Consider the following 15,800-nt stretch of genomic DNA (forward strand, 5'->3'; position numbering starts at 1 on the left):
CCATGGACAGGAGAAAATTTTTAACGCTGACGGGAACTTTTACAGGCGGAACGCTGTTGTTGCCTGATTTCCTCCACGCGTTCGGAAACCAGAAATCGCTCGTGATCAGCGAGCAGTGCGTCGTTTTCATCCAGCTCAACGGCGGCAACGACGGGCTCAATACGTTCGTGCCGTTCGACGATCCTTTGTACAAGCAATTCCGACCGAAGATCGCGCTGTCGGGAAATCAGATCATCGGCGCGAACAAAGGAATGGCGTTCCATTCGGCGTTGAAAAGTTTCGCTAAAATCCAGCAGGACGGAAATCTGAGCGTGATCCAGAATGTGGGTTATCCCGAGCCTGACCGATCGCATTTCCGCAGCCAGGAAATTTGGCAGACGGGTTCACATTCGCACGAATACCTGAACCAAGGCTGGCTCGGCCGATATCTTGATCTGCAATGCAAGGAACACGATCCGACCGCGGGCGTCAACATCGATACCATCGACAATCTTGCGCTCAAAGGAGACGAACCGAATTCGATCACGATCAAAGATCCGAGTCGTTTCCAAGTGAAGAAAAACGGCGAATCGAACCAGAAATTGTCGAACAATCCGCAACTTGATTTCGTGAGGAAGATCGCCGATTCGGTCGTCGAAGGTTCCGACGATATCCAAAAAGCGCTAGGCAATTCGACAGCGGCCGACGTTTCATATCCAAAAAGCGCACTTTCCAAAAACCTCGAATGGATCGCACGGCTCATCAAGGGGAATTTGAATTCGAAGGTTTATTACACGTCGCTCGGTGGTTTCGACACGCACGACAACCAACTCGCGTTGCACAACAACAAATTGTCGGAACTCGATTTGGCCGTCGCGGCGTTTTACGAGGATTTGAGAAACGCGAAGTTGCTCGAGAACGTGACGCTCGTCGTTTTCTCGGAATTCGGCCGACGCGTGCACGACAACGGCAACGGAACCGATCACGGAACGGCCGCGCCCATGTTCATCATCGGCGGGAACAACAGCGGAAAGGTCATCGGCTCGAATCCCGATCTGGCGAATCTCGACAACGGCGACTTGAAACACCAAATCGATTTCAGAAGCGTTTACGCAAGTTTGCTCGAGAAAAAACTCAACTTCGATTATCGCAAAATCGGTATTGAAAACCAGGCGCTCGCCGGATTGTTCTGATTGATCCTGAGCCGTTTTGAAAAAAAATTTATGATTTCTGTAACATTTCAAAAAAGTCGGCGTCTACTTCAACAATCATCAGTCCACCAATCATGAGAAAAATTTTCAACACGCCGAATTTCCTGATCTTGGGAATCGCCGTAGCCTCGGCGGGATTGCTTTATCTTGGCGTGATCTGGCATTGCAAATCCGAATGCCAATCGGTAGCCCAGGAAGAAATCGTTTCGTTCCCGGCTCCTGATCCCGTAGCTTAACCGCAATGATTTTTCGAGAAGCGATTGCGTCGGACATCGATCAAATCCAAATCGTACGCAATTCGGTCACCGAAAACACACTTTCCAATCCCGCGCTCGTTTCCAATGACGATTGTCGGGAATTTTTATTTGAACGCGGCAAAGGTTGGGTTTGTGAGATAGATTCGGAAATTGTCGGTTTCGCGATCGCTGATTTGAGGGAAGACAACATCTGGGCGCTTTTTCTACATCCTAAATTCGAAAAACGAGGCATCGGCCGACGACTTCACGACATCATGCTCGATTGGTATTTCTCCCAAGACAAAAACCACGTTTGGCTCGGAACATCGGCCGGAACGCGCGCCGAGGAATTTTACCGACGCTCGGGCTGGACACAAAACGGAATGCACGGCAACGAAATCAAATTTGAAATGACGCGCCTCGAGTGGGCGAACCGCAAAAAATCACTTTAAACTTTCGAGCCATTTCACGGCCGCGTCAACCGTTTCGTCATTTTGGGTCGACGGATTGTCGGCGATGGTTTCGTCAGGGAACAATTTGCCGCCGTACGATTTTCCGCTGCGATCGGTCATCGCGTTCGTCGCGAGCATCAGGACTGCGCCGTCGCTTAGTTTTACCTCTGAATTTCCCGTGGTTAGGCCATTCGTCGGTTCGCCAAAAAATCGCGTGGCATTTCGGGTTTTGAAAGCGAGTACGACCACTTCGCCCGAACTCGCCGTCAAACCGTCGGTCAACACGGCCACAGGCGGATTCGATTTAATCAATTTATAAGGATTTTGAGGCTTGATGTACGGCGTTCCATCGTCGAAATACAACAGACCGTCCTTGAACGTCGTGCAATTCACGAGATTTCCAGCCTTGTCTTTATTACAGCTGACGTTCACATCGCCAAGCAACGGCGCAATGCCTTGCAACATCGGGAAACAATTCCCGCCCGTGTTGCCGCGCACATCGACAATCCAGCCTTTGAGATTAGGCGAATCGAATTGGCGAATGAGTTGCTGGGCTTGTTCGATGAATTGCTTTTCGACCGTTTCGTTGAGACTCGTGAACGCCGGAATGTAGATATAGACGATTTGCGGATTTATGGCTTCGGCGTATGGTTTCGGCGCATTTTCAATTGTCGGTGCTTGCATGGCCGCGACTTCTGACGGCACATTGAAATGGCTGTGATGATCTTTTAATTCTTCGAGTACGAACTTAATTGCGGGATACGTATCGCTTGTGGTCTTGGCGTTCGCGGCGATTTGGCTCGCGATTTTTCGAACTTCCTTAAAATTGACCGAATCGCGATAGAACGCATCTTTTTCGATAATATCGATGGTCGATGAAAGATATTCCTTCGCCAATTTTGTCGTTTCGATCTTTCCGAGCTTGACTTTCGTGAACGTCATGTCGTCAAAGTTCGCCGAGCCTGTTCCCATCATCGCAAACCCGACATTTATTTTCGCGACGCCCGGAATGAGCAACACGTCAAATTCGATCTTGCGCCATTCGGTCGTACCGCTTATGGGTTCCGGAAATGTCTGCGAGAGCACGACGCGGCCTTGTTTGTCGCGCACGTTGATGTAAAGCGTCGCGTACCCGTCGGCATTCGTGGTCTTGATGTAGCCGCTGAGCACGAATCTCTCGAAGTCTTTCGTCGTGTATTCGAAATCCTGGGAGATTTGGCTCCATTTTCCATTGCCAAGGTTTTTGAGCCGGACGCCGAATTTTCCCGAATGCGCGAACTCAGGCGCGACCGAAATCTCAAATCCTGATGTCTTGGCCTGACCGTATGTCGCAGGACTGGATTCCGTCCAGGGTTCGATGTTTCCCGATTCGAAATCGCTGTTCTTGATGGTTTGCCCAAAAGTCATGGCCGAAAGCAGCATCGCGAACAAACAGATTGCGTTTTTCATAAGACGTTGATTTGGAACTAATTTATGAATTTTAGCCAATGTTGTAACGGAGAAAACACCGCGTGAGTGATGCGAGTGTAAATCCTGACTTTGCCAAATGATTCGTATTGCACAGCTTAAACGTTGTGGCAAAGGCAGATTGAAACGGGCAGCACGACGGCGGCTCGTTGAATGCGATCAGCTTTCGACGAGCCGCCGACACGCCCAAAAAAGGAAAACCTTACGATTTGTTAATTGCGATTACCGATTGTCGATTGTCGAGTAAATTTGTAACATGACAAACATCAAACTTTCAGTGCTCGACCAATCTCAGGTGAAACGCGGCGCGACGGCCCGGGAAACGCTTGAGGAATCGGGCAAACTCGTGCAATTGGCCGAGGAATTGGGCTACGTTCGCTATTGGGTTTCGGAACACCATAATTTTAAGCTTGTTGCGGGAACGGCGCCTGAAGTGTTGATCCCGTATCTCGCGTCAAAAACCTCGAAAATCCGCGTCGGTTCGGGCGGAATCATGCTGCCGAACCACAGCACCTTGAAGGTTGCCGAGAACTTCGGGTTACTTGAAACTTTATATCCAAACCGAATCGATCTCGGAATCGGTCGAGCTCCGGGCGGCGACAGGCTTTCAGCATATTTATTGAATCCATCGAATACATTTTCAGAGAAAGATTTTTTTCAGCAACTCCAGGATTTGACCGCTTTTTTCAAGGGCGAGCGCGAAGTTGGATCGGTGCATGAGAAAGTCATGTCGTATCCGCAACCCGAGGAATTGCCTGAAATGTGGATGCTGACCTCGAGCGGCGGAAGCGCACAATTCGCGGCTCACTTGGGAATGGGATTGTCGTTCGCGCAATTCATAAATCCCGAAGGCGGTCCCGATACGGCCGAGTTTTACCGACACAATTTCAGGCCGTCAGCTGAATTGGCAGCACCGAAACTCAACGTCGGGATATTCGGTTTCGTGAGCGAGGACGAGGAAAAAGTCAAGGATTGGATCGCCGATTTCCAATACCGCATGTTGTACATCGAAATGGGCGGACAAGGTGAATTGCCGACGCTCGAAGAAATCAAGAAAATGAATTTCACGATCCAGCAACAAGCGCGCATGGCATACAATCGCGGGCGTTTCATCGCGGGAACTCCTGACAAGGTGAAGACCGAACTCGAAAAAATTTCGGAGCGATACGAAACCGACGAAATCATGATCGCTACGCCTGCCGAAAGTTGGGAAGATCGAAAACGTTCGTACGAACTGTTCGCGCAACTGTTCGTGAATCCGTAAATTGCAGCATGAATTTTATCGCCGACAAGTCGTTCGACCGCAGTTTCGTTTTCTCTAAAGGCGAATACGACAATTGCACTTTTGAGAATTGCGATTTCACGGGAAATGATTTCGGGAATTCGACTTTTACCGATTGTACTTTTACCGATTGCAATTTCAGTTTGGTCAAGGTTTCGAAAGCGTCTTTGCGCGACGTGACGTTCAAGGACTGCAAACTTTTGGGTTTCAGGTTCGATCAATGCAACCAGATGCTTTTCGCGGCCGAGTTCGAAAATTGCCAGCTTGACCTCGCGTCGTTCTTTCAACTCAAATTGCGCAAGCAGCGATTTAAAGGTTGCTCGATGCGAGAGGTCGACTTTTCGGAAACAGACTTGGCGCAAGCTGTTTTTGAGGATTGCGATTTGCAAAATGCTATTTTCGACAACACGATTCTCGAGAAGGCGGATTTCAGGCGCGCACAAAATTTTACGATCGATCCTGAAACCAATTATATTCGTGGCGCGAAATTTGCGCTCGCCGGAACACGCGGACTTTTGGACAAATATGGATTGGAGATTGAAGATTTTTGATATTAAGATTTCCATTTTATTGCTTGTTGCGATAACGATGTCTTGCGGAAAACCGCAACCTCGAACGGTTTACTTGCAACCGTTCTCAGATTTTACTCCGAATCAAACTGAAAATATTCGCAAGGAATTGGTCAAAATCTATTCGGATGTAAAAATCCTGCCTTCAATACCTTTTCCCGAAAACAGCTTGAACGAGGCAAAAACGCGTCATCGCGCGGATTCACTCATAAAATTCCTGGATTCCCAAACGCCTGACAACGCCATGACGATCGGACTGACGAACAAAGACATCAGCACGACGAAAGGCGATCATAAAGATTGGGGCGTCATGGGTTTGGGTTATTGTCCGGGCAAAGCGTGCATCGCTTCGACATTTCGGCTCAAAAAAGAAAAACGCACGGAACAGCTTTTCAAGGTTGCGATCCACGAGCTCGGACATACTGAAGGCTTGCGGCATTGTCCTGAAAAATCGTGTTTCATGCGCGACGCGAAGGGCAAAAATACGAAGGATGAGGAAAAGGAATTTTGCGTGAAATGCAAGGCGACGCTTGTTGCCGCGGGCTGGATGTTGAGATGAAGATTTAAAGATTTACAGATTGCAGATTTTAGATTTGAGATTTGAGATTTTTGCGAATAAGCCGGGCAATCATCATTGGCCTTACAAATCTGAATTTTGAAATCTGCAAATCTGAAATCTAAAACCTTACCTTTGCGCGCTTTTAAAAATTTATGTCCGACAACAAATCCATTCTCAAAGGCGTAATCCTGGTCGGTCTCGGCGCGACGAGTTACGGCATGCTGGCGACTTTCGTAAAATTAGCATATCAAGACGTTGGCAGTGCGGGCTTGCCATACACGCCGGCGGAAGTGATTAGCTCGCAATTCGCTTTGGGAATCGCGGCTTTGCTGTTGCTCAATGTATTTCGGACAGCCAAATCGGACGAATCTAAACCTTCCAAAATTGATATCAGGCAATTGCTCGTAGCGGGAACCTCGACGGGTTTGACGAGCATTTTTTATTATCTCGCCGTGAAATTCATTCCGGTTTCTATCGGTATCGTTTTGCTGATGCAGACGGTTTGGATGGGCGTTCTGCTTGAGATGGTTTTGGATAGGAAGCGTCCGTCGGGAATCAAGATCGCTGCGGTCTTTATCGTGCTTGTGGGAACAGGTTTGGCGACGAACCTCATTGGAAATACGAATGGTCTCGATTGGCGAGGCGTCGTGCTGGGTTTGCTTGCCGCGGCTTCGTTCACGACGACGATGTTCACGGCGAATCGGATCGCGTTAGGCGTTTCCTCGACGCAACGCAGTTTGTACATGTTGTTTGGAGGCGCCGTCGTCGTGGTGATTTTCGCACTGGCGACGCAGCACACGCCGTTCAACTTCGACATCTTTTACAAATGGGGAATCGTGCTCGCATTGTTCGGGACCATAATTCCGCCGATGTTGCTGAATTCGGGCTTCCCGAAAACGGGCATCGGGCTCGGCAGCATCGTTTCAGCGCTTGAACTTCCGGTTTCGGTGACGATGGCGTGGCTGCTGCTCGACGAAAAGGTCAGCGGGCTGCAATGGTTCGGGATCGCTTTGATTTTATCGGCAATCGTCGCTATGAACGTTAATTTTGGCCGAAAGCATTCATAAAAAACGTATTTTTAGAAAAAAGACACTTTGCAACTACCCTGGCATTTGTATGTGATGGCCGTTTTATATGTCGGCGCCGGTTTTAACCACTTCAGGACGCCGCGCATGTATTGCAGGATCATCCCGAGTTATTTTCCGAACCCGAAACTACTCAACGCGATCAGCGGAGCAGCTGAGATAATCCTCGGCATCGCACTTTGCATTCCCGTGCTTTCACATTACGCCGCCGTCGGGATTATCGCGCTCCTGATCGCTATTTTTCCCGCGAACGTTTTTATGGTTACTCATGACATAGCCGCTCTAGGTCTGCCGAAATGGATGCGTCTGTTGCGGCTTCCGCTACAAATCGTACTGATTCTTTGGGCATATCAATATACTTGGTTCGTGAAATAGATTTCCAGATGTTCGTTTTGCGAGTTTTATCGGCGACAAATATCTCAAAACTTCTCGCAACGCAAATTGTTCATTTGTCTGTTGATAGAACGCTCGCGCACTGTTTTCGGAACTTTTCTTTTTGGTTTATTTTCGCGCTACCTAACCACGGGGAAATTAAAATTCCATTACATGAAAGTTTCATTGAAACGAAAGATCGACATGACCTTTTTTTTGGTCACGGTTGTCTTTTGCATCCTGATCTGGTCGACGTACAATCGGGCGAATACAGTCACTAAGAACCGCGAGATCATCGCCCAAACTTACAATACGAACACCGTTCTCGAAAAAATCCTTACAAGTACGATCGACATCGAAACCGGCGGACGCGGTTATACGATTACAGGAAAAGAGAATTTCCTGCAGATCTACGACAGCGGAAACATCGAAGTCAACAACTGGCTCGACTCGCTCGAGGACATGAAAGGCAGCGTCGAGGAAGACGAAAAACACATCAAGGAACTCAGGAATCTCGTCGATCTCAAGAAAAATTTCACGAAACTCACGATCGAAACCCGACGCAACGAAGGCATGGAAAAGGCCGCCGCGATGATTTCGATGGGACGCGGGAAACAAATCATGGATTCGATCCGCGGCAAAATCGAAAACTACCAAAAGGGCCAACTCGAAATCCTGACCGCGAAATTGGCGGAAACCGACGACAACGTACGTGCGCGAAACCTGAACTTCCTCGCTTTCGTAATCGTAACATTCATCATCGTCATTTTCGCCTACACGCGCATTCGTGTCAACGCTAAGCAAATCGTACTTGACGGCGTGATCCAAACGAAACTTTCAGACGAATTGGCGTTTCAGAACCAGCAGCTCAACGATTTCGCGAACATTACGTCGCACAATCTGAGGTCGTCGGCCGCAAACATGACCTCGCTGATCAGCATGGTCGATGACAAAAGCAATCTCGACGAATACCAGAATATTTTCGGGATGCTGCGCAAGGTTGCCGAGAATTTGAATTCGTCTTTGAACGAACTTATAGAAATCCTCAAGATCAAGAAAAATCGCGCAATTGAAAAGGAAAATATCCGCTTTGAAACCGTATTCGTGAAGATCACCGAAACGCTTCAGGGCGACATCATCAACAATAATGCGATCGTCGAGGGTGATTTCAGCGCGGCGCCCGAAGTGATGTTCTCGAACCTTTACATGGAAAGCATTCTGCAGAATTTGATTTCAAATGCGATGAAATACCGATCGCCCCAACGCGATGCGAAAATCAAGGTTTCTTCAGAAATTGTCCAAGGCCAGGTCGTGATGCATGTTTCGGACAACGGCCTGGGCATCGACCTTGCTAAATACGGCGGAAAAATCTTCGGCATGTACCAAATGTTCCACAAACATCCTGACGCGAAGGGAATCGGGTTGTTCATTACGAAAGCGCAGGTTGAGAATCTCGGCGGGAAGATCTCGGTTCACAGCGACGGCTCGAGCGGCACGACGTTTACGGTCCGGTTTGCGAAATAAACGCGTCGGAACACGAACTTAATTTTGGTATCTTAGTCATCATGGAAACCATAATCGATTATTTTTCAACAATCCAATCGTCGCATCGCGCCATGATTTTGGCCGGCGGCATCGCGTTTTTCTGGGTTTTGGAAAGCGTTACGCCTTTGTTCGATTTCAAGTATCGCAAATGGCATCACGCCGGAATCAACCTATTCTTCACGGGAACTACGATCGTTGTGAACTTCACGATGGCGTTCCTGTTGCTTACGACGGCCGATTGGGTGTACAAAAATGACTTCGGTATCCTGAATTGGCTGCCACAAATGAACTCTTGGCTGTATGCGATAATCGGGTTGCTCCTACTCGATCTAATCGGCGCCTGGCTCGCGCATTTCGCCCAGCACAAAACGCGTTGGATGTGGCGTTTCCACTTGATCCATCATACCGATACGTGGATCGACACTACGTCGGCGAACCGTCATCATCCGGGTGAAAGCGTGATCAGGTTCGTATTTACGATGCTTGCGGTTTTGGTAAGCGGAAGCCCGATGTGGCTTGTGTTTTTGTACCAATCGTTGTCGGTGGTGTTTTCTCAGTTCAACCACGCGAACATCACGCTTCCGGGGAAACTCGACAAAATCATCAGTTACGTGATCGTGTCGCCCGACATGCACAAAGTCCATCACCATTATGTGTTGCCGTACACCGATTCGAATTACGGGAACATCTTTTCGATCTGGGACCGGATATTCAAGACGTTTCTCGTATTGAAACGCGAAGATATCGTGTACGGCGTCGATACGCACATGGATGAAAACGAACACAATCGCCTCAAAAACCTATTGAAAATTCCGTTTTCGAAGTATCGGCCCGCGACCCAAAAACGCACGGAATAACTTTTTTTTCGCGCGCTTAGCAAACCGAATATTTTTTTTAGTAATATTGAGACGGAAATCTCAGCATTTTATAAAATTTTCTTCCAAATACCATGAGAAAGAGCAAACACCCTGAGCTCTCGCCTTTCCAAAAAGAACGGCTGGTTACGCTTGCACTCGAGGAACGCAATCCTTTCGAGATTATTAAAAAAGAATTCGGTCTTTCAGAACAGGAAGTGCTCGAGATTATGAAAAAGCGACTGACGAACGAAAAGTTCGAAATATGGAAAAAGAAAGCAGCAGCCGCGAAACCGAAACCAAAACCACCAAAAATAGATGACTTCGACGAGGATCTCGACGGAAAATATTACATCAAAAACAAGTTTGACTGACCTTAACCCGCTTCACGGCGGGTTTTTTCATACCTTTATTTCATGAAAAAAATTGTACTCTTTTTACTTATTTCGGTTTCAGGATTCGGGCAAAATCCCGCGTTCAAGACAGAGGAAACCGCCGTCAACTCCTTATTGACAGGAACACTTTACACGCCTGAAAAAGCAAAAAAACCGGCTCTATTGATTTTGTTGTCAGGTTCGGGCCCGACGGATCGCGACGGCAACCAGCCAAGCGCGAAAACGAACTGCCTGAAATTGCTCGCCGAATCGGTGGCGACGGCCGGGACCGCGGTTTACAGTTTTGACAAACGCATCGTCGCCGAAATCAAAAGCGGCAAGATCGACGAAGCGAAAATGTCTTTCGAGAATTACATAAACGACGCGAAAGACGTCATCGCATTTTTCAAGGCGAGCAAAAAATATTCGAAAATAATTGTCGGCGGACACAGCGAAGGTTCGCTCGTGGGAATGGTCGCAGCCAATGGAAACGCCGACGCTTTCATCTCGTTGGCCGGCGCGGGCCGCAGCATCGACAAGGTCATCACCGAGCAAGTCATCAAACAAAATCCTGAAATCAAGGACACGCTCGAGAGTTTCTTCGTGAAGCTCAAACAGGGAAAAACATTCAAGCTCGAAGATCAGATGTACGCGTCGCTGTTCCGCGAGAGCGTGCAACCGTATATGATTTCGTGGATCAAGTACGATCCGTCGGTAGAAATAAAGAAACTCAAGATTCCGACGCTCATCGTAAATGGAACCACCGACATCCAGGTTCCCGTGCTCGACGCCGAAATACTCAAACAGGCGAAACCCGACGCCAAACTTGCGATCATCGAAAACATGAACCACATTTTCAAGATCATCACGGGCGACAGGACTGAAAATCTAGCTTCATACAACAAGCCCGAGTTACCGATTTCAAGCGAGCTTTCAACCGTCGTTAATCAATTCATAAAAACACTTTGACGTTGTAACTATTTCCTACCTTCGCGCACTAACGAAATAAATTAAATCGTAATTAATGAAAAATGTAGCGCTCGCGCTGGCTTTTGTCGCTTCACTATGGAGTTTTGACGCCGCCGCACAATCAAAATCCAAAGGCGAAACCATTAAAGTGTCGATCGACCTTAACGGTGTGAAAGACGACAAGGTTCCGGTGACCGTTTCGGCTCCGAAAGTTACGTCGGATAAAATCGTTTATCACATCCCAAAAACAGTTCCGGGTACTTATTCTACCGACAATTACGGGAAATACATAGACGATCTCAAGGCGACCGACGCCAAAGGAAACGCGCTTGCCGTTACGAAGACCGACGACAATTCATGGGAAATCTCGGGCGCGAAAAAACTGGCGAAAGTAACGTATCTCGTAAATGACACGTACGATATCGAAGACCAGCACGACGTATTCTCGCCTGCGGGAACGAACATCGACGCCGGAAAGAATTTCATGCTCAACATGCACGGATTCGTCGGGTATTTCCAGGACAAAGGTTCGCTTCCTTATGAAGTCACGATTGCGCACCCGGCTGAACTTTGGGGCGCGACGTCGTTGACCGATGCCGATGCGTCGAACACGAAAGACGTTTTCAATTACTCACGTTATTTTGAAGTCGGCGATCATCCGATCATGTATTCGAAACCCGACTACGCGACGTTTACGGTTGACGGAATGGAAATCTTGTTGGCGGTCTATTCTCCGAACGCTGCTATCGACGCGAAAAGCCTTCAGCCCGACATCGAAAAAATGATGCGCGCCCAGAAGAAATTCCTCGGACCCGTAAACACGACGAAGAAATACGCGATCCTTTTGTATATGTCGGACATGATGAAAGCCGACGCGCAAGGTTTCGGGGCGTTGGAACACAACACGTCGACGACCGTTGTCTTTCCTGAGCAGATGCCCAAAGAGCAATTGATTTCAGCTTTGATCGACACGGTTTCACACGAGTTTTTCCACATCGTGACGCCGCTGAGCATCCACGCCGACCAAATCCAGTATTTCGATTACGCGGCACCGAAAATGTCGGAGCATCTTTGGATGTACGAAGGCGTAACCGAATATTTCGCGAACCTTTTCCAAGTGAACCAAGGTTTGATCACCGACGAGGAATTCTATAATAGAATGGCTTCGAAAATCAACAATTCCGCTCGCCTGAACGACACGATGTCATTTACCGAGATGAGCAAGAACGTGTTGACCGAACCATATAAGGCGCAATACTTGAACGTATATGAAAAAGGCGCGTTGATTGGGATGTGCATCGATATCATCATCCGTGAGAAAAGCAACGGACAACGCGGCATTCTTGACCTGATGCAGAAACTATCGAAAGAATACGGAGCTGAAAAGCCGTTCAAGGATCAGGATCTTTTCGCGAAAATCACATCGCTCACGTATCCTGAAGTCGGGCAATTCCTCGCGACGCACGTTGCCGGAACGACGCCGATCAACTACGACGAGTATTTCGCCAAAATGGGCGTGACCAAAACGACGCGCAAAGTCGCAGGAAATGTGTTCATCAAAGGTCAGACGCCTTATATCACGGTGAATCCCGATACGAAGGAAATCATCGTAATGCCGGGCATCGAGCTCAACGATTTCTACAAGACTGTCGGTTTGAAAGGCGGCGATATCATCACCGAGGTAAACGGCACGAAATTCAACCTCGACAATATCTACGATCTCGTAATGGGCAGCCAAAACTGGAAAGAGAACGACGATATCACGGTCAAGATCAAGCGCGACGGAAAAGAGCAAGTGCTCAAAGGAAAAATCAAGCTTCCTTATGAAGACGCGACCGGGTTTACCGCTACCGATGCTACCAAAGACCAATTGCGTCAGGCGTGGCTTAAAGGCTAAAAAACCACTGAACGAATTAAAATCCCCGGCTTGGCTTTACAACCCGGGGATTTTTTTATTTTTGCCGCACATCGGCTTCGGCCAAAGAAACCAAACCAAATGAAAAAATTGATTGCGGCCACATTCGCCGTTTTACTTTTCGCCGCCTGCGCCAAAGAAACCAAGGACGGCAACCTCGAGATATCGGGCAATGTTGAAGGATTGCACAAAGGAACATTGTTCCTTAAAAAATTCAAGGATACCGCGTTGGTTACCATCGACAGCATTTCGATCGACGGAGATTCGAAGTTCGTAACCTACGTGAATATCGACGAGCCCGAAGCATTATATCTGTTTCTCGACCGCGGAAAAACGAATTCCATAGACAACAGCCTTATGTTTTTCGCCGAACCCGGAAAGATGAAAATCGATACCAAACTTGAAACGTTCTATGCGAACGCGAAAGTGACGGGATCTGAAAACCAAAAGTTATACGATGATTTCAAAAAGGTGCGCTCCCGCTTCGTAAACCAGCAAATGGATATTACAAAAAGGGTTTTTGAAGAATCGATGAAAACCAAAACGGCTGGCATTCCTGAGAATGATCCCGAATTCCAGTCGGTCATCAAGCGCAAGTATTTGTATGTCGTAAATTTTGCGCTCAACAACAAGGACAAAGAAATTGCTCCTTTCGTAGCCTTGACCGAAATCCCCGACGCGACGGTGAAATACCTCGAATTGATCGAGAAAGGAATGACGCCCAAGATCGCGAAATCGAAATACGGGAAACTGCTTACCGAATACGTAGCGGAACGCAAGAAAGCCGAAGATACCGTGGCCGCGCAATAATCACGCATCGTCCAAAAACTACAAAAGCCGTCTTTCCAGATGGCTTTTTTTATGCCCAACCCTGAATTTTGCACCTTGCTCCTTTGAACTTTTAAAAATAAAAAAAGCCTCCTAAAAAAGGAGGCTTTTCAATGAGCCGATAGAGGGACTCGAACCCACGACCTGCTGATTACAAATCAGCTGCTCTAGCCAGCTGAGCTACACCGGCGTCTCATTGTGGTTGCAAATATAAATGTGAATTTCAAATTTGCAAAAAAATATTAGGTGTTTTTAACCTTAAAGTGCGTTAATTTTAGCAACAAGCTGGTTCGCAGTAGCTTCAAGATCGCTGTGGATTTGTTTGAAGTGTGCTTTTTTATCCTCAACACCTTTTTGGTTCACTTTTGTGATCAAATTGTCGAAAGCCGTGATCGCTTCGTCGATAAGCGCATTGGTCTCGGTCGTGGGTTGACCCGCCGTTGTCATCTCGTGGATATAAACCGCTTCGATGATATCGCCCAATACGTAATTGATGTCTTTCTTTAAATTCCTAACGTTTGACATTTTCTGTTTTTTTTTAATTTCGATGCAAAAGTACAGTAAATCTTTGGTTTATGAAATATATATTTCAAGCAACGAGGCATAACCCGTTAGCGTAAACTGTTTCAAAGCCGCGGGAATCAATACCGTATCTCCTTTTTGGTAATTGTATTTTTGTGAATCGTATTCGATTGAGAAGTTTCCGTCGACGCACATGTAGACCGTAAACGACTCTCCATTTTTCTCCACTTTAAGTTCCGTATGCAACGGCAGATAATTCGTCGTGAAGTACGGGCAATCGACGATCGTGTTCGATTGGTTCTCTCGGTCGGCGTATGATTTTTGGGTATCGGTGACTTCGTAATTGATCGCATCGACGGCCAAATCCACGTGAAGTTCGCGTTTGTTTCCGTGGGCATCTTTTCGGTCGAAATCGTACAATCTATACGTAATGTCGGACGTCTGCTGGATTTCGGCAAGCAAAACGCCTGCTCCGATCGCGTGGACCGTTCCCGTTTCTAAAAAGAAAACATCTCCGGCCTTCGTCTGAACCGTGTCGAGAATGTCGAGCAATGATTTTTGCTGCAGATGGAACAAATACTCCTCGCGGCGCGAGCGGTTTTTAAACCCGACGATGATGCGCGAATCGTAATCAGCCTGCATCACGTACCACATTTCAGTCTTTCCGAACGAATTGTGGCGCTTCTTGGCCAAATCGTCGTTCGGATGTACCTGAATCGACAAATCCTCGCGAGCGTCGATGAACTTGAACAGCAACGGGAATTCATTGCCGAATTTCTCATGGACGTTGTCGCCGAGAATTTCTTTTCCAAATTCCTCGAGTAATTCATTGAGTGATTTGCCCGAGTAATTCCCATTCGACACGACACTTACATCGCCTTTGACGCCTGACAGTTCCCAGCTTTCACCTGTAATGTCGGACGTTATATCTTTATTGAGGACGGTTTTGAGTTTGGTTCCGCCCCAGATGCGTTCTTTTAAAATTGGGGAGAATTGTAGTGGATAGAGTTGCATGTGTTGTTTTGTTGATTTGAGTCCGTTGTCTTCTGTTGGACGGATTGATATTGTTGATGTGTTGATTTGTTGATTTGTTGATTTGAGGTCGTTGTCTTCCGTTGGGCGAGTTGGTATTTGTTGATGTGTTGATTTGAAGTCGTTGCCTTCCGTTGGGCGAGTTGGTATTTGTTGATTTGTTGATTTGTTGATTTGAGGTCGTTGTCTTCCGGATTTTGGTCCTTCGTCATTCGTCGTTTGTCTTCCGGATTTTATTTTGGTCCTTCGTCATTCGTCATTTGTCTTCCGGATTTTGGTCCTTCGTCATTCGTCGTTTGTCTTCCGGATTTTATTTTGGTCCTTCGTCATTCGTCGTTTGTCTTCCGGATTTTGGTCCTTTGTCATCGTCGTTTGTCTTCCGGATTTTAGTCCTTCGTCATTCGTCGTTTGTCTTCCGGATTTTGGTCCTTTGTCATTCGTCGTTTGTCTTCCGGATTTTAGTCCTTCGTCATTCGTCATTTGTCTTCCGGATTTTAGTCCTTCGTCATTCGTCGTTTGTCTTCCGGATTTTGGTCCTTTGTCATTCGT

General features: G+C 47.4%; 18 protein-coding genes and 1 tRNA gene. 14 read left to right on the forward strand and 5 right to left on the reverse strand.

Features of this window, described 5'->3' with window-relative positions; genetic code table 11:
• Positions 1 to 2: 2 nt before the first annotated feature.
• The 3 genes from EOO50_RS14495 (at position 3) to EOO50_RS14505 (ending at position 1,878) form a co-directional block, all read left to right on the forward strand.
• A complete protein-coding gene (locus tag EOO50_RS14495) occupies positions 3 to 1,172 on the forward strand; it encodes a DUF1501 domain-containing protein (protein WP_290840999.1) in 1,170 nt (389 codons plus the stop codon).
• A 92-nt stretch (positions 1,173 to 1,264) separates the two neighbouring features.
• Positions 1,265 to 1,426: a hypothetical protein gene (locus EOO50_RS14500; protein WP_290841000.1), complete on the forward strand. Its 162-nt coding sequence runs from the start codon at positions 1,265 to 1,267 to the stop codon at positions 1,424 to 1,426.
• Positions 1,427 to 1,431: 5 nt separating this feature from the next.
• Entirely contained in the window at positions 1,432 to 1,878 is a 447-nt protein-coding gene (locus EOO50_RS14505) for a GNAT family N-acetyltransferase (RefSeq protein WP_290841001.1), read from the forward strand.
• Here the strand turns inward: EOO50_RS14505 and EOO50_RS14510 are convergent.
• Positions 1,870 to 3,327 carry a S41 family peptidase gene (locus EOO50_RS14510; RefSeq protein ID WP_290841002.1) on the reverse strand — a complete coding sequence of 486 codons (1,458 nt, stop codon included), beginning with the start codon at positions 3,325 to 3,327 and terminating at the stop codon, positions 1,870 to 1,872. The two genes, EOO50_RS14505 and EOO50_RS14510, sit on opposite strands and share 9 nt — an antisense overlap.
• 274 nt (positions 3,328 to 3,601) lie before the next feature.
• On the opposite strand from EOO50_RS14510, the gene EOO50_RS14515 reads away from it, so the two are divergent.
• The 11 genes from EOO50_RS14515 (at position 3,602) to EOO50_RS14565 (ending at position 13,679) form a co-directional block, all read left to right on the forward strand.
• On the forward strand, positions 3,602 to 4,609 hold the full coding sequence (locus EOO50_RS14515; RefSeq protein ID WP_290841003.1) for an LLM class flavin-dependent oxidoreductase: 1,008 nt from the start codon (positions 3,602 to 3,604) through the stop codon (positions 4,607 to 4,609).
• A gap of 8 nt (positions 4,610 to 4,617) precedes the next feature.
• Positions 4,618 to 5,178: a pentapeptide repeat-containing protein gene (locus tag EOO50_RS14520; protein ID WP_290841004.1), complete on the forward strand. Its 561-nt coding sequence runs from the start codon at positions 4,618 to 4,620 to the stop codon at positions 5,176 to 5,178.
• The gene (locus tag EOO50_RS14525; protein ID WP_290841005.1) at positions 5,153 to 5,755 is read left to right on the forward strand and encodes a matrixin family metalloprotease; all 603 of its coding nucleotides are present in this window, start codon (positions 5,153 to 5,155) and stop codon (positions 5,753 to 5,755) included. Before EOO50_RS14520 ends, EOO50_RS14525 begins: the two co-directional genes overlap by 26 nt.
• A gap of 152 nt (positions 5,756 to 5,907) precedes the next feature.
• The gene (locus EOO50_RS14530) at positions 5,908 to 6,822 is read left to right on the forward strand and encodes a DMT family transporter (RefSeq protein WP_290841006.1); all 915 of its coding nucleotides are present in this window, start codon (positions 5,908 to 5,910) and stop codon (positions 6,820 to 6,822) included.
• Positions 6,823 to 6,849: 27 nt separating this feature from the next.
• Positions 6,850 to 7,215, forward strand: a complete 366-nt coding sequence (locus EOO50_RS14535) for a DoxX family protein (protein WP_290841007.1) — start codon at positions 6,850 to 6,852, stop codon at positions 7,213 to 7,215.
• Between the two features lie 171 nt (positions 7,216 to 7,386).
• Positions 7,387 to 8,736, forward strand: coding sequence for a CHASE3 domain-containing protein (locus EOO50_RS14540; RefSeq protein WP_290841008.1), 1,350 nt, complete (start codon positions 7,387 to 7,389; stop codon positions 8,734 to 8,736).
• A gap of 41 nt (positions 8,737 to 8,777) precedes the next feature.
• Entirely contained in the window at positions 8,778 to 9,614 is an 837-nt protein-coding gene (locus EOO50_RS14545; protein ID WP_290841009.1) for a sterol desaturase family protein, read from the forward strand.
• 92 nt (positions 9,615 to 9,706) lie between these two features.
• On the forward strand, positions 9,707 to 9,985 hold the full coding sequence (locus EOO50_RS14550) for a DUF2805 domain-containing protein (protein ID WP_290841010.1): 279 nt from the start codon (positions 9,707 to 9,709) through the stop codon (positions 9,983 to 9,985).
• A gap of 42 nt (positions 9,986 to 10,027) precedes the next feature.
• Positions 10,028 to 10,954 carry an alpha/beta hydrolase gene (locus EOO50_RS14555; protein ID WP_290841011.1) on the forward strand — a complete coding sequence of 309 codons (927 nt, stop codon included), beginning with the start codon at positions 10,028 to 10,030 and terminating at the stop codon, positions 10,952 to 10,954.
• 55 nt (positions 10,955 to 11,009) lie between these two features.
• On the forward strand, positions 11,010 to 12,851 hold the full coding sequence (locus tag EOO50_RS14560; RefSeq protein WP_290841012.1) for a peptidase M61: 1,842 nt from the start codon (positions 11,010 to 11,012) through the stop codon (positions 12,849 to 12,851).
• A gap of 99 nt (positions 12,852 to 12,950) precedes the next feature.
• On the forward strand, positions 12,951 to 13,679 hold the full coding sequence (locus tag EOO50_RS14565; protein ID WP_290841013.1) for a DUF4369 domain-containing protein: 729 nt from the start codon (positions 12,951 to 12,953) through the stop codon (positions 13,677 to 13,679).
• Positions 13,680 to 13,813: 134 nt separating this feature from the next.
• Here the strand turns inward: EOO50_RS14565 and EOO50_RS14570 are convergent.
• From EOO50_RS14570 to EOO50_RS14585, 4 genes are all read right to left on the reverse strand, one after another.
• Positions 13,814 to 13,887: transfer RNA gene (locus EOO50_RS14570), tRNA-Thr, on the reverse strand.
• Positions 13,888 to 13,955: 68 nt separating this feature from the next.
• A complete protein-coding gene (locus EOO50_RS14575; RefSeq protein ID WP_290841014.1) occupies positions 13,956 to 14,222 on the reverse strand; it encodes a hypothetical protein in 267 nt (88 codons plus the stop codon).
• Between the two features lie 48 nt (positions 14,223 to 14,270).
• Complete coding sequence (locus EOO50_RS14580; protein ID WP_290841015.1) at positions 14,271 to 15,233, reverse strand: type I phosphomannose isomerase catalytic subunit; 963 nt, start codon at positions 15,231 to 15,233, stop codon at positions 14,271 to 14,273.
• A 303-nt stretch (positions 15,234 to 15,536) separates the two neighbouring features.
• Positions 15,537 to 15,800 (reverse strand): hypothetical protein (locus EOO50_RS14585; protein WP_290841016.1); only part of this gene is annotated, 264 nt, incomplete at its 5' end.

It is taken from the genome of Flavobacterium sp., from assembly GCF_004211145.1.
Taxonomy (GTDB): domain Bacteria; phylum Bacteroidota; class Bacteroidia; order Flavobacteriales; family Flavobacteriaceae; genus Flavobacterium.